Source organism: Klebsiella sp. P1927 (assembly GCF_018204675.1).
GTDB lineage: Bacteria > Pseudomonadota > Gammaproteobacteria > Enterobacterales > Enterobacteriaceae > Klebsiella > Klebsiella pneumoniae.
The window spans coordinates 1,651,616-1,674,166 of sequence record NZ_CP073377.1 but is presented as its reverse complement, the minus strand read 5'-3'; the positions used below and the strand labels follow the sequence as shown (position 1 = coordinate 1,674,166).

Annotated in this window: 24 protein-coding genes; 8 read left to right on the top strand and 16 right to left on the bottom strand. The window is 58.0% G+C overall.

What is annotated here, in order from left to right; all coding sequences use genetic code 11:
* The first annotated feature begins 63 nt into the window (after positions 1-63).
* Positions 64-207 (top strand): Ecr family regulatory small membrane protein, encoded by a 144-nt coding sequence (locus tag KB892_RS08305; RefSeq protein WP_002911398.1) that lies wholly within the window; start codon positions 64-66, stop codon positions 205-207.
* 635 nt (positions 208-842) lie between these two features.
* On the opposite strand, the gene KB892_RS08300 is transcribed toward KB892_RS08305, so the two are convergent.
* From KB892_RS08300 to yobA, 3 genes are read right to left on the bottom strand one after another with little or no spacing between them, the layout of a single operon-like run.
* The gene (locus tag KB892_RS08300; RefSeq protein WP_002911404.1) at positions 843-1,181 is read right to left on the bottom strand and encodes a YebY family protein; all 339 of its coding nucleotides are present in this window, start codon (positions 1,179-1,181) and stop codon (positions 843-845) included.
* Positions 1,182-1,197: 16 nt separating this feature from the next.
* On the bottom strand, positions 1,198-2,067 hold the full coding sequence (gene copD / locus KB892_RS08295; protein ID WP_062955019.1) for a copper homeostasis membrane protein CopD: 870 nt from the start codon (positions 2,065-2,067) through the stop codon (positions 1,198-1,200).
* A gap of 3 nt (positions 2,068-2,070) precedes the next feature.
* Positions 2,071-2,445: a CopC domain-containing protein YobA gene (gene yobA, locus KB892_RS08290; RefSeq protein WP_004151448.1), complete on the bottom strand. Its 375-nt coding sequence runs from the start codon at positions 2,443-2,445 to the stop codon at positions 2,071-2,073.
* Positions 2,446-2,557: 112 nt separating this feature from the next.
* On the opposite strand from yobA, the gene KB892_RS08285 reads away from it, so the two are divergent.
* Together KB892_RS08285 and exoX are read left to right on the top strand one after the other, a co-directional pair.
* A complete protein-coding gene (locus KB892_RS08285; protein ID WP_002911406.1) occupies positions 2,558-2,788 on the top strand; it encodes a DNA polymerase III subunit theta in 231 nt (76 codons plus the stop codon).
* 78 nt (positions 2,789-2,866) lie between these two features.
* Positions 2,867-3,526 (top strand): exodeoxyribonuclease X, encoded by a 660-nt coding sequence (gene exoX / locus KB892_RS08280; RefSeq protein WP_002911407.1) that lies wholly within the window; start codon positions 2,867-2,869, stop codon positions 3,524-3,526.
* Positions 3,527-3,529: 3 nt separating this feature from the next.
* Here the strand turns inward: exoX and ptrB are convergent, their stop codons facing one another.
* From ptrB to KB892_RS08265, 3 genes are all read right to left on the bottom strand, one after another.
* Positions 3,530-5,590: an oligopeptidase B gene (gene ptrB / locus KB892_RS08275; protein WP_004151449.1), complete on the bottom strand. Its 2,061-nt coding sequence runs from the start codon at positions 5,588-5,590 to the stop codon at positions 3,530-3,532.
* Positions 5,591-5,710: 120 nt separating this feature from the next.
* Positions 5,711-6,370, bottom strand: a complete 660-nt coding sequence (locus KB892_RS08270) for a tellurite resistance TerB family protein (RefSeq protein ID WP_048978169.1) — start codon at positions 6,368-6,370, stop codon at positions 5,711-5,713.
* A gap of 139 nt (positions 6,371-6,509) precedes the next feature.
* On the bottom strand, positions 6,510-6,857 hold the full coding sequence (locus tag KB892_RS08265; RefSeq protein WP_062955020.1) for a YebG family protein: 348 nt from the start codon (positions 6,855-6,857) through the stop codon (positions 6,510-6,512).
* A gap of 144 nt (positions 6,858-7,001) precedes the next feature.
* On the opposite strand from KB892_RS08265, the gene purT reads away from it, so the two are divergent.
* Positions 7,002-8,180, top strand: a complete 1,179-nt coding sequence (gene purT / locus KB892_RS08260; protein ID WP_062955021.1) for a formate-dependent phosphoribosylglycinamide formyltransferase — start codon at positions 7,002-7,004, stop codon at positions 8,178-8,180.
* 57 nt (positions 8,181-8,237) lie between these two features.
* Here the strand turns inward: purT and KB892_RS08255 are convergent, their stop codons facing one another.
* The 4 genes from KB892_RS08255 to KB892_RS08240 all read right to left on the bottom strand — a co-directional run bounded on the left by KB892_RS08255 (position 8,238) and on the right by KB892_RS08240 (position 12,587).
* Positions 8,238-8,879, bottom strand: a complete 642-nt coding sequence (locus KB892_RS08255) for a bifunctional 4-hydroxy-2-oxoglutarate aldolase/2-dehydro-3-deoxy-phosphogluconate aldolase (RefSeq protein ID WP_002911423.1) — start codon at positions 8,877-8,879, stop codon at positions 8,238-8,240.
* A 38-nt stretch (positions 8,880-8,917) separates the two neighbouring features.
* Positions 8,918-10,729, bottom strand: a complete 1,812-nt coding sequence (gene edd, locus KB892_RS08250; protein ID WP_062955022.1) for a phosphogluconate dehydratase — start codon at positions 10,727-10,729, stop codon at positions 8,918-8,920.
* A gap of 222 nt (positions 10,730-10,951) precedes the next feature.
* Positions 10,952-12,427 carry a glucose-6-phosphate dehydrogenase gene (zwf, locus tag KB892_RS08245; RefSeq protein WP_002911427.1) on the bottom strand — a complete coding sequence of 492 codons (1,476 nt, stop codon included), beginning with the start codon at positions 12,425-12,427 and terminating at the stop codon, positions 10,952-10,954.
* Positions 12,428-12,437: 10 nt separating this feature from the next.
* Entirely contained in the window at positions 12,438-12,587 is a 150-nt protein-coding gene (locus tag KB892_RS08240) for a hypothetical protein (protein WP_004145554.1), read from the bottom strand.
* 159 nt (positions 12,588-12,746) lie between these two features.
* Between KB892_RS08240 and KB892_RS08235 the strand changes: the two genes are divergently transcribed.
* Both KB892_RS08235 and pyk read left to right on the top strand, forming a co-directional pair.
* Complete coding sequence (locus KB892_RS08235; RefSeq protein ID WP_004145555.1) at positions 12,747-13,652, top strand: MurR/RpiR family transcriptional regulator; 906 nt, start codon at positions 12,747-12,749, stop codon at positions 13,650-13,652.
* A 125-nt stretch (positions 13,653-13,777) separates the two neighbouring features.
* Positions 13,778-15,220: a pyruvate kinase gene (gene pyk / locus KB892_RS08230; RefSeq protein ID WP_002911440.1), complete on the top strand. Its 1,443-nt coding sequence runs from the start codon at positions 13,778-13,780 to the stop codon at positions 15,218-15,220.
* Between the two features lie 40 nt (positions 15,221-15,260).
* Here the strand turns inward: pyk and lpxM are convergent, their stop codons facing one another.
* The 3 genes from lpxM to znuA all read right to left on the bottom strand — a co-directional run bounded on the left by lpxM (position 15,261) and on the right by znuA (position 18,632).
* Complete coding sequence (gene lpxM / locus KB892_RS08225) at positions 15,261-16,235, bottom strand: lauroyl-Kdo(2)-lipid IV(A) myristoyltransferase (protein WP_072353980.1); 975 nt, start codon at positions 16,233-16,235, stop codon at positions 15,261-15,263.
* A gap of 117 nt (positions 16,236-16,352) precedes the next feature.
* The gene (gene mepM / locus KB892_RS08220) at positions 16,353-17,672 is read right to left on the bottom strand and encodes a murein DD-endopeptidase MepM (RefSeq protein ID WP_062955024.1); all 1,320 of its coding nucleotides are present in this window, start codon (positions 17,670-17,672) and stop codon (positions 16,353-16,355) included.
* A gap of 15 nt (positions 17,673-17,687) precedes the next feature.
* Positions 17,688-18,632, bottom strand: a complete 945-nt coding sequence (znuA, locus tag KB892_RS08215) for a zinc ABC transporter substrate-binding protein ZnuA (protein WP_004180437.1) — start codon at positions 18,630-18,632, stop codon at positions 17,688-17,690.
* Between the two features lie 111 nt (positions 18,633-18,743).
* On the opposite strand from znuA, the gene znuC reads away from it, so the two are divergent.
* Positions 18,744-19,463 (top strand): zinc ABC transporter ATP-binding protein ZnuC, encoded by a 720-nt coding sequence (znuC, locus tag KB892_RS08210; RefSeq protein ID WP_004197828.1) that lies wholly within the window; start codon positions 18,744-18,746, stop codon positions 19,461-19,463.
* Positions 19,463-20,248: a zinc ABC transporter permease subunit ZnuB gene (gene znuB, locus KB892_RS08205; protein WP_004212745.1), complete on the top strand. Its 786-nt coding sequence runs from the start codon at positions 19,463-19,465 to the stop codon at positions 20,246-20,248. Before znuC ends, znuB begins: the two co-directional genes overlap by 1 nt.
* 63 nt (positions 20,249-20,311) lie before the next feature.
* On the opposite strand, the gene ruvB is transcribed toward znuB, so the two are convergent.
* The 3 genes from ruvB to ruvC all read right to left on the bottom strand — a co-directional run bounded on the left by ruvB (position 20,312) and on the right by ruvC (position 22,543).
* Positions 20,312-21,322, bottom strand: coding sequence for a Holliday junction branch migration DNA helicase RuvB (gene ruvB / locus KB892_RS08200; protein ID WP_004148860.1), 1,011 nt, complete (start codon positions 21,320-21,322; stop codon positions 20,312-20,314).
* A gap of 8 nt (positions 21,323-21,330) precedes the next feature.
* Complete coding sequence (ruvA, locus tag KB892_RS08195) at positions 21,331-21,942, bottom strand: Holliday junction branch migration protein RuvA (RefSeq protein WP_002911454.1); 612 nt, start codon at positions 21,940-21,942, stop codon at positions 21,331-21,333.
* Positions 21,943-22,021: 79 nt separating this feature from the next.
* Positions 22,022-22,543 (bottom strand): crossover junction endodeoxyribonuclease RuvC, encoded by a 522-nt coding sequence (gene ruvC / locus KB892_RS08190; RefSeq protein ID WP_002911456.1) that lies wholly within the window; start codon positions 22,541-22,543, stop codon positions 22,022-22,024.
* Between the last annotated feature and the right edge of the window lie 8 nt (positions 22,544-22,551).

The window sequence follows — 22,551 nt, the reverse complement described above, 5'->3', positions numbered from 1 at the left end:
TTATTATGCCAATATTTCGCTACTATCAGGGTCCCCGAAGGCCACCGGATAGTCGCTTGCATAATGAGTAAAACCGAAATTTTTCTGCTGATTATTCTGGCGGTCATTCTGCTCGGGAGCATATGGTTTATTTTCAGCGATGAAATTTGGCTATTGCTCTGCTATCTGGAAAGTCAGATATACCCTACATTCAGCGTTCCGCAATAATATTTTCCGCCCGCAAAAGTGCTCGTGCTTATTATTTATGCCACCTCGTCAGCCGGCGAGGTGTAATCGCATGAATTGCCAAATCGTTTAGATTTTGCTTATTTTATTTATCATACAAATATGTATACTAGCAGGCTTCCGATGTTGGCCCGCCAGTTAACCTGCACGCCGGGCCTGTTTAGGTGCAGGTTTTTTCTTTTCTCCGCCCTCGTTTACGGTTCCACCGTTGCCACCTCCCCTTCCACAGGATGCGATTTATGTGTAAATGAATTGTGTATGCTAAAAACGGTGTGCTATAACGGGACATCCAGAGGCCAGCGGGTGTTTGACTGACAGGATGTCGCTGGCTCTTGAGAAAGAAGACAGATAAAGATAAAAAGAGACCGAATACGATTCCTGTATTCGGTCCAGGGAAATGGCTCTTGGGAGAGAGCCGTGCGCTAAAAGTTGGCATTAATGCAGGCTAAGTCGCCTTGCACTATAAGAATAGTTTAACGCGTCAGCTTTTCCAGTCCGCGGCCAAAGTGGCTGCATAATTCCTGGAAAGGGGGCCCCTGCCAGCGAAAAAACCGCCACTGCCGTTGTCCGGCAAGGGCGGTTTTTTTAATGTTATTACAGCAGGATAGCGAGAAAGTTTAGCAGAGCTTCTGCGCTCGCTCGATAAAGGGCGCGAGGCTCATTTTTTGTCCCGGATGCTGCGGATCGTCGATCTGGATCACTGAGATCGGCTGCGCGGTGGTTTTGCCGGCTTTGACCTGCTGCTCAGCCACCTCATTGAGCGGATACTGAACCAGCGTGCTCGGGTTGATGGCGTAAAGCGCGTTACCCGGTCGACAGGTCAACATAACCTCTTCCCGGTTGAACGCCCAGCTCTCCTTCCCCACCTCAAAACGGCTCACGGTGATAATTTGTGGCGCTGCCAGAGCAGCCCCGGAGCTTGCCAGTAACAACATGGTCAGAACAATTTTTTTCATGATTTTGCCAGTTAATTCAATAAGGTTCCCAGGTGGCAAACAGACTGACGGCCAGCAGCGCCAGCGCGCCCAGCCCTATTTCAGCCTGCGTGGTTCGCAGGATCAGGCTTTCCGCCTGCGAACCGCTTGCCGACATGCGCGGTACCAGAACATACCTGTTCACTAACGCAATTACCACCATCCCGGCGACCAGCGCACATTTGATCAACAACATGCGTCCCCACGGCGATGCGCCAATCAATCCTCCCTGGATCAACAGCGCATTGAGCGCTCCGCTGGCAATCGTGCCGGTGACGGCCAGATGCCCGTAACGTGAAAAGCGCGCCATGGTATAGACCGCGGCCGGCCGCCAGCGCCCCTGCGCCAGGCGCAGGCAATAGATAAAGGGCAACAGACCGCCGAACCAGCTGGCGACGCAGAAGAGATGCACAGCGTGGTTTGTCCGCTGCAGCACGCCGGTGAGACCATCGTGCATAGCGGCGTGCCCTACCCCGGCGGAAAGCAGCAGCTGTGCCGCCAGCAGGGCCACCAGCTGGCGGGCGCCGTGACGGGGACGGATCCACACTACCGCAAGTGCGATCCACGCCAGTAGGATCTGCCAGATCCACACTCCACCAAAGCGGGTCCCGGCCACCGCCTGCCAGACGGCGGGTCGCCAGACATCCGTCCAGCCTTCGCCCATCATTCCTCCCTGCAGGAGATACAGCGCCAGCGTAGAGATCGCGCCGATCAGCAGCAGCGGGCGCAGTAGTGGATAAAAGCGCAGCATCAGCACGCGTCTCAGCGGTACCGGCGCCCACCAGGCGCCATACAGCACGCAGCCAAAAGCCAGCATCAGGGAGATAAAGTGCCCAAAGCGCAGGGTAATATAGAGCCCGGTCAGCATCGCTTACTTCACGCTAAAGGTATATTGCCCTTTGGTTTTATGACCATCCACCGAGACCACATGCCATGCCACGGTGTACTCTCCCGGCGGCAAGGCTTCCGCCAAAGGTAACGTGACCTCGGCCGGATTATCGGCGCTGCGGGTCAGTTTTCCGGTAGCCACCGCATGCTGCTGCGGACCGGTGACGGTCACGCCGCTGAATGCGGGTTCAATACCTTCGGAAAAACTGAGCGTCAGCGTCTGTGGGGAAGCTGAAAGCTGCGCCCCGGCGGTCGGGATCTGCTGCTGCAGGTGAGCGTGGGCGAAGGCGCCCGCCGCGGTTAACATCCCGGCAAGCGCAACGGAGAGGCGCAACGCGCGTCCAGCAAGAAGTCGCATATTCGTCATTCCCTTTTGTTATGTCTGTAGCACAGAGAATAACCCTGTATAATGCCAGAGTCGAGCCAGGCATCTGGCCCTGACCGGATTTATAAGCAGAGTGGAGTGGATGATGGAAAGAAATCTGGCCAAAATTTCGCAAGATGAGATGGATAAAGTCAATGTCGATCTCGCCGCCGCCGGCGTTGCTTTTAAGGAACGGTACAATATGCCGGTGGTCGCTGATTTAGTCGAGCGTGAACAGCCTGCACATCTGCGCGACTGGTTCCGTGAACGACTGATCGCCCATCGGCTGGCCTCCGTCTCCCTTTCGCGACTACCGTGGGAGCCGAAACAGAAATAATGCGCGCTCGCCTCCTCCCCGTCGGTTGGCAAGCCCGACCAATTCCATTACGCTATTTGTTTTGCTCTGGAGCGAGCCATGCTGCGCGTCATTGATACCGAAACCTGCGGCCTGCAGGGGGGCATCGTTGAAATCGCCTCGGTCGATATAGTCGACGGGCAAATTACCAATCCCATGAGCCATCTGGTGCGTCCCGATCGGCCCATCAGCCCGCAGGCGATGGCTATCCACCGGATCACGGAAGAGATGGTCGCTGATAAGCCGTGGATTGAGGAGATTATTCCGCACTATCATGGCAGCCCGTGGTACGTCGCGCATAACGCCAGCTTCGATCGCCGGGTGTTGCCGGAGATGCACGGCGAGTGGATCTGTACGATGAAGCTGGCCCGACGCCTGTGGCCGGGAATCAAATACAGCAATATGGGGTTATATAAATCACGTAAGCTGAACGTGACTACGCCGCCGGGACTGCATCACCACCGGGCGCTGTATGACTGCTATATCACCGCCGCGCTGCTGCTGGATATCATCAATGTTTCCGGCTGGACCCCTGACGAAATGGCCGATATCACCGGTCGGCCGGCGCTGCTGACTACTTTTACCTTCGGCAAATACCGGGGTAAGGCCGTCGCCGAGATTGCTGAAAACGATCCAGGCTATCTGCGCTGGTTATTCAACAATCTCGACCGCATGAGCCCCGAACTGCGCCTGACGCTCAGGCATTACCTCGGGGAATAGCACCTACACTGCCGCTTTTCCCGGCAGTGTCCCCTGCGCCAGGGCGATGAAAAAGGCGTACTCCAGCGCCACCCCTTCATAGCTTTTAAAGCGCCCGGATTTTCCGCCATGTCCGGAATCCATATCGGTGCAGAGCAGCAGCAGGTTATCGTCGGTTTTCAGTTCCCGCAGTTTCGCCACCCATTTAGCCGGCTCCCAGTATTGCACCTGGGAATCATGCAGACCGGTAGTCACCAGCATGTGGGGATAGGCCTGCGCCCTCACGCCGTCATAGGGACTGTAGCTTTTCATATAGTGATAATAGGTTTCATCCTGCGGATTTCCCCACTCTTCAAATTCACCGGTGGTCAGCGGAATAGTTTCATCAAGCATGGTGGTCACCACATCGACGAACGGCACCTGGGCTATCACGCCATGGAACAGCTCTGGCCGTTCATTCACGGCCACGCCCATCAGCATTCCGCCGGCGCTGCCCCCCATGCCGTAGCAAAGCCGCGGATCGCCGTACCCCTGGGCAAGCAGCGCGTCACAGACGTCCAGATAGTCGTTGAAGGTATTTTTCTTACACAGGAATTTACCGTCTTCATACCATTGCTGACCCAGCTCGCCGCCGCCGCGGACGTGGGCGATGGCGTAGACAAAGCCGCGGTTGAGCAGGCTCAGCCGGCTGGCGCTGAAATCGGCATCGATACTCTCGCCATATGAGCCATAGCCATAGACCAGCAGCGGGTTGCTCCCTTTGCGAAAATGTTCGCGATGGTAGACCAGAGAGACCGGGACTTCGACGCCATCGCGGGCGGTCACCCACAGGTGTTCGCTCTGGTAGCAGCTCGTATCCAGCCCCTTTACCTCCTGCTGTTTGATCACTCTTCGTTCGCCGGTATCCATATCCAGTTCAAACAGCGTATCCGGCGTAGTCATGGAGGAATAGCCGTAGCGCAGTCGCGACGTTTCGGGCTCCGGATTATAGGCAAGCCAGGTGACATAGGCCGGATCGTCAAAAGCGATCCCCACCACCTCCCGGGTCTTGCGGTTAATTTGCCGCAGACTGGTCAGGCCACGCTGACGCTCTTCCACAACCAGCCAGTCGGTAAACAGGGTAAATCCTTCGAGCATCACGTCGTGACGCGGGGGGATCAGCGTGGTCCACTGTTCTTCATCACGCAGCACGGTACGGTAGAGGCCGAAATTCTTCCCCTCCCGGTTGGAACGAAGATAGAAAGCGTGCTGATAGTGATCAAGACTGTATTCATGATCTTTACGCCGTGGCAGAAAGCAGACCGGCTCGGCGTCTGGCAGTTCGGCGTTGAGCAGCAGCACTTCGCTGGTGGTGGCGCTGGAGAGATAAATTACCACGAACTGCTGGGAGGTGGTTTTATGCACGCTGACGTAGAAGGTCTCATCTTTTTCCTCGTAGACCAGCGCGTCGCTCTGCGCCGGTGTCCCGACGGTGTGGCGCCAGACCTGATAAGGGAGCAGCGTGGTGGGATGTTTACGCACATACCAAACAAAGCGTGAATCGTTGCTCCAGGCAAAGCCGGAGGTGACATTTTCGAGGATTTCCGGGTACCACTCGCCGTTGCTGAGGTCGCAAAAGCGCAGGCCGTACTGGCGGCGGGAAAGGTAATCTTCCGCCACCGCCATTAGCTGGTTGTTGGGCGCAATGCCCAGTCCGCCCAGGGTGTAGAACTCGCTCTTCGCCGCCCGCTGGTTGGCATCGAGCAGGATCTCCCACTCATCCCACTCTTCTTTCAGCACCGACTGCCGCTGGTAGATAGCGTATTCGCAGCCCGGCTCATACACCTGACGGTAGCGAAAGCCGTTTTTACTGTAGGGGGCAGAGACTTCCCGCTGCGGAATGCGGTCGATAATCTCCTTCAGCAGACGCTCCTGCAGGCTGAGCTGCGAATCCATCACTTGCTTGCCGTAAGCGTTCTCCGCGTGCAGATACTCCAGCACGTCAGGTCGCGCGCGCTCATCGTCGCGCAGCCAGTAATAATTATCGATGCGTGTATCGCCATGCAAGGTCATGGCGTGAGGGATCCGTTTAGCTTTAGGTGGCATGTTATTCTTCTGCTGCTTTATCGTGACACAAGAGCATTCAGGCCGCAGGGTGGCGCCTGAATGATGACGTGTCTATAAGGGTGGCAAAAGACGCGAGCGATGCAAGCGAAACGTGATGATTTAGACGCTTAGCGCTTGTTTTTGTGACTGGATATCCTGTTCTATATCGGCCCGGACATCTTTCGGCAGCGCCAGGGCGTCTCCCAGCGCATTAAGGTAGCTACGCTCCATAAAATGGTCGATATCAATCACCGCGCAGCTGACGTAGTAGATCTCCAGCGCCTCCTGCGGGTCGATGATGCCCTCGGAGAGACGCTGCGGATCCAGCGGCTGGGCCAGCGCCTGGTCAATTAGCACCCGGGCCTGAACGTCAATATTGGCCGCCCGCAGCTGAGTTTCAATATTCGCCCGCTCGTGGTCATCAATATGACCGTCGCTTTTCGCGGCAAATACCAGGGCCGTGATCAGCCGCACGCTGCGCGGATCGACATCCGTCGGCGCCGCTGCCGTCTCAGGCGCCTGGGCGGACGTATTCTGCGCGCGCATTTTCTGCTGATACTTGTTCCATAACACCGTGCCCGCCACCGCCCCGCCGCCTGCCAGCAGCGCGCTAGTGCCATATTTCGCCAACAATTTGCGTGACGATTTGCTGGCCACCAGCAATCCGGCCAGCCCACCGATGGCGCCGGGCAGCAGGCCGCTCCCTTTTGACGACTCGCCGGACGGTGACGCACCCTGCTGCCCGAGCAGCGACTGCAGTTGATGTAGCCAGTTAGCCATGGTTTTCCTCTCAGGTGACAAACACTGTTATCAGCCTAAACGACGCGATGTCAGGAAATGTTAGATATGGCTAAAGATGCGCAAAGGTACGTGCGACGGCAGCATCGGAGCCGACCGACCAGTGACTGACCGCCAGCGTTCAGGCTGCCCTGGCTTTGCGCGCTTTGGCCGCCGGCACGGCGTCATCACCCGCCGGAGAAGTCTCGGCGGTAGCCGACGGCGCGGAGGCGTCCTGTGCGGGCGTCTCTTGCTCCGGCAGTCGGCCAACTCGCAGGATATGCTGCAGCGCTTCTTTACGCTCCGCCAGCCACATCGCCATGGTATCGCACTGGACGTCATCCATCTCCAGCGGCGATGCCACCAGCCAGTCATTCAGCACCTCTGCCAGATCGAGCATTTTGTCGTAAGCGTCGGCCTCTTTTTTGCTGGCAAAAGACATTTTTTCCTCACCTTCGCGGATCACCACATATTTAATTTCAACCGCCATACTGCAGCCTCTCAATACTGTATTTTTATACAGTATAGCAAATTTCCCTCCCGGACTCAACTCACGCGCGTTACGCGCGTAAAGACATACGCAAACGTTTTCGTTTATAATCGCTGCCATCTTTTTTTACTGCGGATGAGAGTTATGACTGTATTAGGCACCGCGCTGCGCCCGGCAGCCACCAAAGTTATGCTGTTAGGTTCCGGCGAGTTGGGTAAAGAAGTCGCTATTGAATGTCAGCGTCTGGGCATTGAAACCATCGCCGTAGACCGCTACCCCGATGCCCCGGCGATGCAGGTCGCCCACCGCGCCCACGTCATCAATATGCTGCACGGCGAGAGCCTGCGCGCCCTGATTGAACAGGAAAAACCTGATTATATCGTGCCGGAGATCGAAGCTATCGCTACCGACACCCTGGTCGAACTGGAACAGGCCGGGCAGAAAGTGGTCCCCACGGCGCGGGCGGCAAAGCTCACCATGAACCGCGAAGGCATTCGCCGTCTGGCGGCGGAAGAGCTGCAGCTTCCCACCTCCCGCTATCGTTTTGCCGACAGCGAAGAAGGCTTCCGCGCGGCGGTTACCGAGATCGGTTTGCCATGCATCGTTAAACCGGTGATGAGCTCCTCCGGCAAAGGCCAGAGCTTTATCCGCTCGGCTGACCAGCTCAGCGAAGCCTGGCGCTATGCGCAGCAGGGCGGCCGCGCTGGCGCCGGACGGTTGATCGTCGAGGGGGTGGTGAACTTCGATTTCGAAATCACCCTGCTCACCGTCAGCGCTGTCGATGGCGTGCATTTCTGCGCTCCGGTTGGCCATCGTCAGGAAGACGGCGATTACCGCGAGTCCTGGCAGCCGCAGCAGATGAGCGACCTGGCCCTCGAGCGTGCCCAGGCCATCGCCCGCGAGGTGGTGCTGGCGCTGGGAGGTTATGGTCTGTTTGGCGTGGAGCTGTTCGTATGCGGCGACGAGGTGATCTTCAGCGAAGTCTCCCCGCGACCACACGACACCGGGATGGTGACGCTTATCTCCCAGGATCTCTCGGAATTCGCCCTGCACGTTCGCGCCTTCCTCGGGCTACCCGTCGGCGCTATCCGCCAGTATGGTCCGGCCGCCTCCGCGGTGATCCTTCCGCAGTTGTCCAGCCAGAACGTCAGCTTTGGCCAGCTGCAGTCGGCCGTCGGGGCTGGCCTGCAGCTGCGTCTGTTCGGCAAGCCGGAGATTGACGGTACCCGCCGCCTGGGGGTAACCCTCGCCGTCGCCGATTCGGTTGAGGAGGCCGTGGCGCGGGCTAAAGCCGCCGCCGCGGCGGTCATCGTCGAAGGGTAAAGACAAAAAAACCCGGTCGCGTTGCCGCAGACCGGGTTGTTGACCTGGAGGCGTGGTTTATTTCGCGCCTTCCACCGCTTCTCGCGCGAGGGTGGTGATGCGATCGTAGTCGCCGGCTTCGAGGGCGTCGGCTGGCACCAGCCAGGAACCGCCGATGCACAGTACGCTGTTCAGCGCCAGGTAGTCACGGTAGTTGGCCGGAGAGATACCGCCGGTCGGGCAGAAACGAATGTGGCCGAACGGACCCGCAATCGCCTGCAGGGCTTTCACGCCGCCGTTGGCTTCCGCCGGGAAGAATTTAAACTCTTTCAGGCCATACTGCATACCCAGCATCAGCTCAGATACCGTGCTGATCCCCGGGATCAGCGGGATGGTGCCGTCTTCGGTCGCCGCTTTCAGCAGGGATTCGGTAAGACCCGGGCTGATAGCGAACTGCGCGCCGGCTTCCGTTACCGCTTTCAACTGCTCAACGTTGGTAACCGTGCCCGCGCCGACAATCGCGTCCGGAACTTCTTTGGCAATCGCGCGGATCGCCTCCAGGGCGCACTCGGTGCGCAGGGTAACTTCCAGCACGCGAACGCCGCCCGCCACCAGCGCTTTCGCCATCGGTACCGCGTGTTCCAGCTTTTTCACTACGATAACCGGGACAACCGGACCGGAGGTGAGGATTGCTTCTGCTGTTGTTTTCCAGTTTTTCATCAGGATTTTCTCTCGCCAGATCTAGAAATTAAATCGTCTTAAAAAGTGATGCAGGTTGCGCCCTGCTCCGCGCCAGAGAGCTTCTCACGCAGCGCCCCAAACATCTCCCGACCGGTTCCCACGCGCGACGCGCTGAGGTCAGGGATATGCGGCTGACGCGCCGCCAGTTCGGCCTCATCCACCAGCAGCGTCAGTTCCCCCGTCTGTCCGTTCACGCGAATAAGATCGCCATCGCGCACTTTCGCCAGCAAGCCGCCATCATACGCTTCAGGCGTGACGTGAATGGCTGACGGAACTTTACCGGAGGCGCCAGAGAGTCGGCCATCGGTCACCAGCGCTATTTTGAAACGGCGGTCCAATAATACACCAAGTGGCGGCATAAGTTTATGTAATTCTGGCATCCCGTTCGCTTTTGGCCCCTGATGACGGACCACCACCACGCAGTCTTTGTCCAGCAGCCCCGCGTCAAAGGCCGGCAACACGTCGTGCTGGCTCTCAAATACCACCGCCGGCGCTTCAATCACCTGGTTCTCCACCGGGACCGCCGAAGTTTTCATCACCGCGCGTCCCAGGTTGCCGCTCAGCACCTTGGTGCCGCCGTGGCGGGAGAATGGTTTTTCAAAGGTCGCGATGACCTGGTCGTCCAATGGCGCTGTCGCCCCTTCGCGCCAGTCCAGCTCGCCGTTATTCAGCCATGGCTCCAGGGTGTAGCGCGACAGGCCAAAGCCGGCCACGGTGTGAACATCCTCATGCAGCAGGCCGCCTTTCAGCAGCTCGCGCACCAGTACCGGAACGCCGCCTGCCGCCTGGAAGTGGTTGATATCCGCCGGGCCGTTGGGATAGAGGCGCGCCAGCAGCGGCACCACGTCTGACAGGTCGGAGAAATCGTCCCAGTTAATGATAATTCCCGCCGCGCGGGCCATCGCCACCAGGTGCATAGTGTGGTTGGTGGAGCCACCGGTCGCCAGCAGCGCCACGATGCCGTTGACCACCACTTTTTCGTCAAACATTTTGCCCAGCGGCATCCACTCATTGCCGTTGCCGGTCATGCGGGTGACCTGGCGCGCGGCGGCGGCGGTCAGTGCTTCCCGCAGCGGAGCATCCGGATGGACAAAGGACGAGCCCGGCAGCTGCATGCCCATAAATTCGACCACCATCTGGTTGGTGTTCGCCGTTCCGTAGAAAGTACAGGTCCCCGGCGCGTGATAAGAGGCGGCTTCGGACTCCAGGAGCGCCATACGGTCAACTTTCCCTTCTGCATACAGCTGGCGAATGCGAACCTTCTCTTTATTCGGCAGGCCGCTGGCCATCGGACCGGAGGGAATAAAGACCGACGGCAGATGGCCAAATGAGAGCGCCGCCATGGTCAGACCGGGAACAATTTTATCGCAGACCCCGAGATACAGGGCCCCGTCGAACATGTTATGCGACAGGCCGATGGCGGCGGACATAGCGATCACCTCGCGGCTCAGGAGTGAAAGCTCCATCCCGTCCTGCCCCTGCGTTACGCCGTCGCACATCGCCGGCACGCCGCCGGCGACCTGGCCGACCGCATTGGCGCTGTGCAGCTCTTTGCGGATGATCTCCGGGTAGTGTTCATAGGGCTGGTGAGCGGACAACATGTCGTTGTAGGAGGTGATGATGGCAATGTTGTTGCGCAACATGCTCTTCAGGGAGGCTTTGTCGTCAGCCTGGCAGGCCGCGAATCCGTGAGCCAGATTGCCGCAGGCCAGTTGCGCACGATGCACGGTGTCGGTTTTGGCCTGGTTAATCCTTGCGAGGTAAGCCGCGCGGGTGTCACGCGACCGTTCGATAATGCGATTTGTTACCCGTAACATTGTCGAATTCATAAAGGCTCCTCAAATTTTTATCTGTCCGGCCGCTGCGTGATGACGTGTTGACGTGGTAAAGGCCACAAACACCAGCGCTCAGGGGCAAAATGTCTGCAGGCAGTGTAATAAAAAAAGCCCCGTGGGTGAATCCTCACGGGGCTTAAAAGATTAAAAAGCGTGCGACTTTCTGCGTCAGATCATGTTACCGGTAAAATAACCCTGACGGATTAGCCTCCAGCCTTACTCGAACTCGTTCCATGAACGACCGTCGCGAGTGATCATGGCCACCGACGCAACCGGTCCCCAGGTCCCGGCCTGATACGGTTTCGGCGCATCGCGGTCGGCTGCCCAGGCTTCGGTAATGGAGTCAACCCATTTCCACGCCTCTTCTACTTCGTCGCGGCGAACGAACAGCGCCTGGATGCCACGCATGGTCTCCAGCAGCAGACGTTCATAGGCATCGGCCAGATGCGTCTGGTTGAAGGTTTCGGAGTAGCTCAGATCCAGTTTAGTGATCTGCAGGTTATGTTTATGATCGAGGCCCGGCACTTTGTTCAGTACCTGGATATCTACCCCTTCGTCCGGCTGCAGGCGAATGGTCAGCTTGTTCTGCGGCAGCTCCTGCCAGGTCTCTTTAAACAGATTCAGTTCCGGGGTTTTGAAGTAAACCACTACCTCTGAGCATTTGGTCGGCAGACGTTTGCCGGTGCGCAGATAGAACGGTACGCCAGCCCAGCGCCAGTTATCGATATCGACGCGGATCGCCACGAAGGTTTCGGTGTTGCTGGTCTTGTTGGCCCCCTCCTCTTCGAGATAGCCAGGCACTTTTTTGCCCTGGGCAAAGCCGGCGGTATACTGGCCGCGAACGGTTTTCTCGCGCACGTTGGAGCGGTCAATACGGCGCAGGGATTTCAGCACCTTGACCTTTTCATCACGGATGCTGTCGGCGCTGAGATCGGACGGCGGCGACATGGCAATCATGCACAGGATCTGCAGCAGGTGGTTCTGGATCATGTCGCGCATCTGCCCGGCCTGGTCGAAGTAACCCCAGCGCCCTTCAATACCCACCTCTTCCGCGACGGTGATTTCGACGTGATCGATGGTGCGGCAGTCCCAGTTATTGACGAACAGGGAGTTGGCGAAGCGCAGCGCCAGCAGGTTGAGGACCGTCTCTTTACCGAGATAGTGGTCGATACGGTAGACCTGACACTCTTCAAAAAACTCGCCGACCTGGTCGTTGATTTCACGGGAGGTTTCCAGCGAGGTGCCGAGCGGTTTTTCCATGACCACGCGCGCAGGCTTGGCATTAAGCTTCGCTTCGCCCAGCCCTTTACAGATCGCGCCAAAGGTGCTCGGCGGCATAGCGAAATAGTTGATGGTGACACGGTTCTTTTGATCCAGCATCTCACCCAGGCGGGTGAAGCCGCTGGTGTCATTGACGTCAAGATTACAGAACTCCAGGCGTCCGCTCAGGGTATCCCACAAACCTTCATCAATTTTTTCCTTCATGAAGGTTTCCAGCGCTTCGCGCACGACTTTGGTATAAGCCGCTTTATCCCAGTCGGCACGGCCGACGCCAATGATTCTGGTGTCAGCGTGGATCTGGCCCGCCTTTTCAAGCTGATACAGGGAAGGCAACAATTTACGCCGCGCCAGGTCGCCCTTCGCGCCGAAAATGACCAGGTCGCATGCCTGGGCCGTTTGCGTTACCGCCATGTCATTCTCCTCAGTTGATAGTCTGGTGCTTTTGCCAGGCTATATTTGTAATTTTCTTACACTGCACTGTACTGTGTTTACGTATTTCCCGAAAGCCTTCCCCTTCGTTTGCGGCGGTAAAACCGCACAGGGTGAAAACATTCGGCGATGATTTGGGCATTCGGCCGTTATTGTTCGTTGTTTGTACCTGGTTCAGGTCAGTAAAATACGACCCTGATCATGTAATGAAAAAAAACAACATCATTTCACGTCATTCCTCACCGCTTGCGCTTGCGGAGGGGTATATTCTTGCTAAAACGCCCAATGATTTCACCCATTAATGAAATCGTTTCCATTGATGAGCGCCCTGTTACTAATGAACATGCTGGAAAAAATCCAGTCCCGACTGGAACACCTTAGCAAATCTGAACGCAAAGTGGCGGAAGTGATCCTCGCCACCCCCGAGCAGGCCATTCATTCGAGCATCGCCGCCCTCGCCCTTGAGGCCGGCGTTAGCGAACCGACCGTCAATCGCTTCTGCCGTAGTCTCGAAACCCGCGGATTCCCTGACTTCAAACTGCATCTGGCCCAGAGCCTCGCGCACGGCACGCTCTATGTTAACCGGAATGTCGATGAAGACGACAGCGTTGAGTCATACACGGGAAAAATATTCGAATCGGCCATGGCGAGTTTAGATCAGGTGCACCATTCTCTCGACATGTCGGCGGTAAATCGCGCGGTGGATCTGCTGACTCAGGCCAAAAAAATCGCCTTTTTCGGCCTCGGCTCCTCAGCGGCGGTCGCTCACGACGCGATGAACAAATTTTTCCGCTTTAACGTGCCGGTCATCTATTCCGACGACATTGTCCTGCAACGCATGAGCTGTATGAATTGCGATGACGATGATGTGGTGGTGATTATCTCGCATACCGGAAGAACCAAGAGCCTGGTGGAGCTGGCGCAGCTGGCTCGTGAAAACGATGCCATGGTGATCGCGCTCACCTCCGCCGGTACGCCGCTAGCCAGGGAAGCCACGCTCGCCATTACCCTTGATGTGCCGGAAGATACCGACATCTATATGCCGATGGTCTCCCGCTTGGCCCAGTTGACCGTCATTGACGTGTTGGCGACTGGCTTTACCTTGCGTCGGGGGGCAAAATTCAGAGATAACTTGAAGAGGGTCAAGGAAGCGCTGAAGGAATCGCGTTTTGATAAAGAACCATTCGTACCCAGTGATAATCAATAAAAGTTGATAACAAGCAGTACCCCATTACACCTTCGATAACGATCCGGCTGTGCGACGTTGCAGGCTGGCGCTACCGAATCCATGTTCACGCAACACCAAAGTTGTATCAGTCAACGGAGTATTACATGTCCAGAAGGCTTCGCAGAACCAAAATCGTTACTACCTTAGGCCCGGCAACTGACCGCGATAACAACCTGGAAAAGGTTATCGCCGCGGGCGCAAACGTAGTACGTATGAACTTCTCTCACGGCACCCCGGAAGATCATCAGCTCCGTGCCGACAAAGTGCGTGAGATTGCGGCAAAACTGGGCCGTCATGTGGCCATCCTCGGCGACCTCCAGGGACCAAAAATTCGCGTATCGACCTTCAAAGAAGGCAAAATTTTCCTCAACGTCGGCGATAAATTCCTGCTCGACGCAAACCTTGGCAAAGGCGAAGGCGACAAAGAGAAAGTCGGGATCGACTATAAAGGCCTGCCGGCGGACGTCGTGCCGGGCGATATCTTATTGCTCGACGATGGTCGCGTGCAGCTGAAAGTCCTCGAAGTTCAGGGGATGAAAGTGTTCACTGAAGTGACCGTCGGCGGCCCGTTGTCCAACAACAAAGGGATCAACAAGCTGGGCGGCGGCCTGTCTGCCGAAGCGCTGACCGACAAAGATAAAGCTGATATCGTCACCGCCGCTAAAATCGGCGTCGACTACCTGGCCGTCTCTTTCCCGCGCTGCGGCGAAGACCTGAACTACGCCCGTCGCCTGGCGCGCGATGCCGGCTGCGATGCGAAAATCGTCGCCAAAGTTGAGCGTGCCGAAGCGGTTTGCGATCAGGATGCGATGGACGACGTGATCCTCGCCTCCGATGTGGTAATGGTTGCCCGTGGCGACCTCGGCGTCGAGATCGGCGATCCTGAGCTGGTGGGCATCCAGAAAGCGCTGATCCGTCGTGCCCGTCAGCTGAACCGTTCCGTCATTACCGCCACCCAGATGATGGAGTCGATGATCACCAACCCGATGCCGACTCGCGCGGAAGTGATGGACGTGGCCAACGCCGTGCTGGATGGTACCGATGCGGTGATGCTCTCCGCGGAGACCGCTGCCGGTCAGTATCCTTCGGAAACCGTGGCCGCGATGGCGCGCGTGTGTCTGGGCGCGGAAAAAATCCCTAGCCTCAACGTCTCCAAACACCGTCTGGACGTCCAGTTCGACAACGTGGAAGAAGCGATTGCCATGTCGGCGATGTATGCCGCCAACCACCTGAAAGGCATCACCGCCATCATCACCATGACCGAATCGGGCCGTACCGCGCTGATGACTTCGCGCATTAGCTCCGGTCTGCCGATTTTCGCCCTCTCCCGCCACGAGCGCACCCTGAACCTGACCGCCCTCTACCGCGGGGTGACGCCGGTGTTCTTCGACAGCCAGAATGACGGGGTGGCCGCCGCGCACGACGCCGTCAATCTGCTGCGGGACAAAGGCTATCTGGTCTCCGGCGACCTCGTGGTCGTGACCCAGGGTGACGTGATGAGCACCATCGGCAGCACCAACACCACCCGTATCCTCACCGTCGAGTAAGCACGGTAGAGATAAAAAAGCCTCCTGACGGAGGCTTTTTTTATTTCTTTTTCGGGAACAGCTCTTTGCGTTTATAGGGCTCGATTTCACCCGGCTTGCGCGTTTTCAGCAGCTTCAGGATCCAGGTATACTGCTCGGTGTGCGGCTTAACAAACACTTCCACTTCTTCGTTCATCCGCCGGGCGATGGTCGTATCGTCAGCGTCCAGCAGATCGTCCATCGGCGGGCGCACCAGCACCGTCAGGCGGTGCGTCTTGCCATCGTAGACCGGGAACAGCGGTACGACGCGGGCGCGGCACACTTTCATTAAGCGGCCAATCGCCGGCAGCGAGGCCTTGTAGGTAGCAAAGAAATCCACAAACTCGCTGTGTTCGGCGCCGTGATCCTGATCGGGCAGATAGTAGCCCCAGTAGCCCTGGCGCACCGACTGAATAAACGGTTTGATCCCATCGTTGCGCGCGTGCATACGCCCGCCAAAACGACGACGCACGGTATTCCACACGTAATCGAACACCGGGTTACCCTGGTTATGGAACATCGCCGCCATCTTCTGCCCGCCGGAGGCCATCAGCATCGCCGGGATATCCACACCCCATGCATGCGGAACGAGAAAAATCACCTTCTCATTATTGCGCTGCATCTCGTCGATGATCGCTTTCCCCTGCCAGTCAACGCGGGCAAGGATTTTCTGCGGATCGCGCAGGCCCAGCTCGGCCATCATCACCATCGCCTGCGGCGCCGAGGCATACATGGCGTCGATAATCGCTTCCCGCTCGTACTCGCTTTTTTCCGGGAAGCAGTACAGCAAATTAATCTGCGCCCGGCGGCGCGAGCTTTTCGCCAGACGCCCCACCAGACGACCGAGTTTGCCGAGGAGCGGATCGCGAAAGGATGGCGGCGTCAGCGCAATACCGGCGAAGGCAAAGACCCCCAGCCAGGCGCCCCAGTAGCGCGGCAGTAAAAAGGATTTTTCAAACTTAGGGATAAACTCAATAATATTTTTTTTCGTTTCCATGCCCAATCCGCAGATCGACTGCTTAATCAAGATAATGGGATAGTGTAGCGAGACGTCGGGTATCCTACAAAAGAAAAAGCCGGCGCCCTGGGGCACCGGCTTTCCACTGACCGGTGGTTAGTCAAACCGCAGCTGCGGAACGACCTCTTTGACCTGCGCCAGATAGTCGGTCCGGTCGGAACCGCTCAGCCCTTCGGTACGCGGCAGCTTAGCCGTCAGCGGGTTGACCGCCTGCTGGTTGATCCACACTTCGTAGTGCAGGTGTGGCCCGGTAGAGCGTCCGGTATTCCCCGACAGCGCAATGCGATCCCCGCGCTTCACTTTCTGCCCCGGCTTCACTAACAGCTTACGCAGGTGCATGTAGCGAGTGGTATAGGTGCGACCGTGGCGGATCGCGACGTAATACCCGGCAGCGCCGCTGCGTTTGGCCACGACTACTTCACCATCGCCCACCGCCAGCACTGGCGTTCCCTGCGGCATCGCGAAATCGACGCCACGGTGCGGCGCGACGCGGCCGGTGACTGGGTTCAGACGACGCGGATTAAAGTTAGAGGAGACGCGGAACTGACGCGCCGTTGGGAAGCGCATAAAGCCCTTCGCCAGACCCGTCCCGTTGCGGTCGTAGAATTTGCCGTCTTCGGCGCGAATGGCATAGTAATCCTTACCGTCAGAGCGAAGACGCACGCCGAGTAACTGGCTTTGCTCACGTTTGCCGTCGAGCATTTCGCGCGACATCAATACCGAGAATTCGTCGCCTTTCTTCAGCTTACGGAAATCCATCTGCCACTGCATGGCCTTGATCACCGCGTTGATTTCCGTGCTGGTCAGCCCGGCATCACGCGCGCTGGAGACAAAGCTGGCGCCGACGGTGCCCTTCAGCACGCTGTTGACCCAATCGCCTTTCTGCAGCTCGCTGCTCATTTTAAAACCGTTATCCACACGGGTATAGGTGCGGGTCTCGCGGCGGGACATCTCCCAGGTCAAGCTCTGCAGATCGCCGTCGGCGGTCAGGGTCCAGGAGAGCTGCTGGCCAATCTTCAGGTTGCGCAGCTCTTTATCGGCGGAGGAAAGCTGGGCGATATCGCCCATATCGATACCGTACTGGTTCAGAATACTGCTGAGCGTATCGCCGGTCGACACCACGTATTCGTGCCCGCCGGCATCGCTATCGGCTTTTTCGTCGAGCTCATCCTGAGGAATGACTTCTTCTTCCTGCGGGGCCTGGTCGATCGGCTCGGAGGCTTCCGGCAGCAGGGAGCGGATCTCGCTTTTTTCCAGTTCAATGGTTCTGACGATGGGGGCGGATTCCGGGTGGTAAATGTAGGGTCGCCAGACGGCGACCGCTAAGGTAAGAACGCTAAGCGACCCCAGCATAACGCGATGAGGTCGTGGCAGATTGTTGAATGCCTGAGTGACAGCGCGGGCTATCTGTTGCACGTATTCACTTCCTCGTTAATCTCCTTTCAGGCAGCTCGAATACTGATTCGCCAGTTGGGTGAGGAATTGCGGGTAACTCGTTTTACCCAGCGTAATTCCTGTCCCCAGTGGATCCAGGGTCCCCATGCGCACAGACGTGCCCCGGGCAACAGCTTCGATAACCGCTGGCCTGAACTGTGGCTCAGCAAAAACGCAAGTGGCTTTCTGCTCAACCAGTTGTGTTCTGATTTCGTGTAAACGCTGCGCACCGGGCTGTATTTCAGGGTTGACGGTAAAGTGCCCCAGCGAGGTCAAACCGTAGTGTTTTTCAAAGTAACCGTAGGCGTCATGAAAAACGAAATAGCCCTTCCCTTTCAGCGGTGCCAGCTCATTGCTCACCTGCTTGTCGGTCGCCGCCAGCGCGGTCTCGAACTGCTGCAGGTTGCTGTCGAGTTTGGCTCGACTCTGCGGCATAAGTTCCAATAATTTATCGTGGATTGCAACCGCCGAAAGCCGCGCTATCTCTGGGGATAACCACAGATGCATATTGTAAATACCGTGATGGTGATCGCCGTCACCTTTTTCTGCTGCGCCATGGTCATGACCATGGTGATCGTCATCGTCGTCCGCCCCGGTGATGAGCAGCGGTTTGACCCCATCCAGCTCGGCAATCGTCACCTTTTTATTCGCCGCAATGCTTTGCGTCGACTTATCCATAAAGGCTTCCATTTCCGGACCAATCCACACCACTAAGTCTGCGTTCTGTAAGCGTTTTACATCAGAAGGACGGAGGGAATAATCATGCTCGGAGGCGCCATCGGGCAGCAGCACCTGGGTCTCGGTCACCCCATCGGCGATGGCCGCCGCGATAAAGCCCAGCGGTTTCATAGAAGTCACCACGGCGGCGCTGGCCAGCGGTACCTGCGCGAACAAAAAAACAGCGCCAAGTCCAGCGCAAAGAAGCGTATTTTTATGTAACATAATGCGTCTAGTCATCGAAATAAGTGAGTGTGATGTGATATTATAACATTCACTAGCTTGTGCAACCCCTAAATTACTATGACAAACCTTGTAACGCTGGAAAATGTCTCGGTGGCCTTTGGCCAACGCCGCGTGTTGTCTGACATCTCGCTGGCTCTCACGCCAGGCAAAATCTTAACCCTGCTGGGCCCCAACGGCGCCGGCAAATCGACCCTTGTGCGGGTGGTTCTCGGGCTGGTAGCACCGACAGAGGGTGTTATCAAGCGTGACGCACGCCTGCGCATCGGCTATGTGCCGCAGAAACTGCATCTGGACGCCACGCTGCCGCTGACCGTTAGCCGCTTCCTGCGTTTGCGCCCGGGCACCCGTAAAGACGACATCCTGCCGGCGCTGAAGCGCGTGCAGGCGGGGCATCTGATCGATGCGCCGATGCAAAAGCTCTCCGGCGGTGAAACGCAGCGCGTACTGCTGGCCCGCGCCCTGCTCAACCGTCCGCAGCTGCTGGTGCTGGATGAACCGACCCAGGGTGTTGACGTCAACGGCCAGGTGGCGCTCTACGATCTTATCAACCAGCTGCGCCATGAACTGGACTGCGCGGTGCTAATGGTATCCCACGATCTGCATCTGGTGATGGCCAAAACCGACGAAGTTTTGTGCCTGAACCAGCATATCTGCTGCTCTGGCGCACCGGAGGTGGTCTCCATGCACCCGGAGTTTATCTCCATGTTCGGCCCGCGCGGCGCGGAACAGCTGGGGATATACCGCCACCACCATAATCACCGCCACGACCTTCAGGGGCGAATTGTACTGCGTCGGGGAAACAGCCGCTAATGATTGAACTTCTGTTACCTGGCTGGCTTGCCGGGATGATGCTGGCCTGCGCCGCTGGTCCGCTGGGCTCCTTTGTGGTCTGGCGCCGCATGTCTTATTTCGGCGACACGCTGGCGCATGCGTCTCTGCTCGGCGTCGCTTTCGGTTTATTGCTTAACGTCAATCCGTTCTATGCGGTTATCGCCGTGACCCTGCTGCTGGCTGGCGGGCTGGTGTGGCTGGAAAAACGACCGCATCTGGCGATCGATACCCTGCTGGGCATCATGGCGCACAGCGCGCTGTCCCTGGGGCTGGTGGTGGTCAGTCTGATGTCTAACGTCCGCGTCGATCTGATGGCGTACCTGTTCGGCGATCTGCTGGCGGTTACGCCGCAGGACCTGATCGCCATTGCCATTGGCGTGGTGATTGTGATTGGCATTCTGCTCTGGCAGTGGCGGAATCTGTTGGCGATGACCATCAGTCCGGACCTGGCGTTTGTCGACGGCGTGAAGCTGCAGCGGGTCAAGCTGCTGTTGATGCTGGTCACCGCCCTGACTATCGGCGTGGCGATGAAGTTCGTCGGGGCGCTGATCATTACTTCCCTGCTGATTATCCCGGCCGCCACCGCCCGCCGTTTTGCCCGTACGCCGGAGCAGATGGCCGCCGTGGCGGTGGGCGTGGGCATGCTGGCCGTTACCGGCGGGTTAACCTTCTCGGCTTTCTATGATACCCCGGCCGGGCCGTCGGTGGTGCTCTGCGCCGCGGTGCTGTTTATTCTCAGCATGACGAAAAAAGCCGCCAGCTGAAAATGAAAAAGCCCGGTCACGCTGCTGACCGGGCTTCACCATGAACTGCTCAACCGCAACGCGCTACGGCATTTCCGGCGGCGTAATCCCGAAATGATTCCAGGCGCGCACCGTCGCCATTCTTCCCCGCGGCGTACGCTGCAGAAAGCCCTGCTGAATTAAGTAGGGCTCCAGTACATCTTCAATGGTTTCCCGCTCTTCGCCAATCGCGGCGGCGAGGTTATCCAGCCCCACCGGACCGCCAAAGAACTTATCTATCACCGCCAGCAGCAGCTTACGGTCCATATAGTCGAACCCTTCCGCATCGACGTTAAGCATATCCAGCGCCTGGGCGGCAATATCGGCGGAGATGGTGCCGTCGTGGCGCACTTCAGCAAAGTCACGCACCCGGCGCAGCAGACGGTTGGCAATGCGCGGCGTGCCGCGTGAACGGCGGGCTACTTCCAGCGCGCCCTCGTCGCTCATCTCCAGCCCCATATGGCGGGCGCTGCGGCTGACAATATGCTGCAGATCGGGGATCTGATAGAACTCCAGACGCTGCACGATGCCAAAGCGGTCGCGCAGCGGCGAGGTCAACGAACCGGCGCGGGTGGTGGCGCCGATCAGGGTAAACGGCGGCAGATCGATCTTGATGGAACGCGCCGCGGGACCTTCGCCAATCATAATATCCAGCTGGTAGTCTTCCATTGCCGGATAGAGCACCTCTTCCACCACCGGCGAGAGGCGATGGATCTCATCGATAAACAGAACATCGTGCGGTTCGAGGTTGGTGAGCATCGCGGCGAGATCGCCCGCCTTCTCCAGCACCGGGCCGGAGGTGGTACGCAGATTCACCCCCATTTCATTGGCGACGATATTGGCCAGGGTGGTTTTCCCCAACCCTGGCGGGCCAAAAATCAGCAGGTGATCGAGGGCGTCGCCGCGCAGCTTCGCCGCCTGGATAAAGATCTCCATCTGCGAACGCACCTGCGGCTGGCCGACATACTCTGCCAGCAATTTTGGGCGGATGGCGCGGTCAGCGGCCTCTTCAAAGCCGCTGCTGTCTGCCGATACCAGCCGGTCTGCTTCAATCATCCTTTACCTCACAACGCAGCGCGCAGCGCTTCGCGAATTAGCGTTTCACTGTTGGCGTCCGGACGCGCGATCTTGCTGACCATCCGGCTGGCCTCCTGCGGTTTATAGCCCAGCGCGACCAGCGCGGCAACCGCTTCCTGCTCGGCATCGTCCGCCGTTGGGCCTGCCGGCGAGGTCAGCACCAGATCGGCCGCCGGGGTGAACAGGTCGCCGTGCAGCCCTTTGAAGCGATCTTTCATCTCAACGATCAGACGTTCAGCGGTTTTTTTGCCAATCCCCGGCAGCTTCACCAGCGAGGCGACCTCTTCCCGTTCAACGGCGTTGACGAACTGCTGCGCCGACATGCCGGAGAGGATCGCCAGCGCCAGCTTGGGCCCCACGCCGTTGGTTTTAATCAACTCTTTAAACAGGGTACGTTCCTGTTTGTTGTTAAACCCATACAGCAGCTGGGCATCTTCACGCACCACAAAGTGGGTGAAGACGATCGCCTCCTGCCCGGCCTCCGGCAGCTCATAGAAGCAGGTCATTGGCATATGCACTTCATAGCCGACGCCCGCCGTTTCCAGCAACACCAGCGGGGGTTGTTTTTCGAGAATGATGCCTCTGAGTCTGCCTATCACGTGGGGCTCCTGCGTTATGGTCTAAGTATCTGGCGGTATCATAAAAAAAGGCTGGATAGATATCCAGCCTGATTTGCGATTATCGTAAGCGCCCCCGCGCCAGATTGAGCCGGGTCTCGCTGATCTGAGCGGCATTCTGGCTGACATGGCAATGGGTGATGGCAATCGCCAGCGCATCCGCCGCATCCGCCTGCGGATTGGCGGGCAGCTTGAGCAAGGTGCGCACCATATGCTGGACCTGGCTCTTTTCGGCGCTGCCAATCCCGACCACGGTCTGCTTGACCTGACGGGCGGCGTATTCAAACACCGGCAGCGCCTGATTGGTCGCTGCGACGATCGCCACCCCGCGCGCCTGCCCGAGCTTTAACGCCGAGTCGGCATTCTTGGCCATAAAGACCTGCTCAATGGCGAAATAGTCGGGCTGGAACTGGGTGATGATCTCCGTCACCCCGGCGTAGATCAGCTTCAGCCGCGACGGCAGATCGTCCACTTTGGTGCGGATGCATCCGCTGCCCAGGTAGCTCAGCTGCCGCCCAACCTGGCGGATCACGCCATAACCGGTAACGCGCGACCCCGGGTCAATGCCGAGAATAATAGCCATCACGCGCC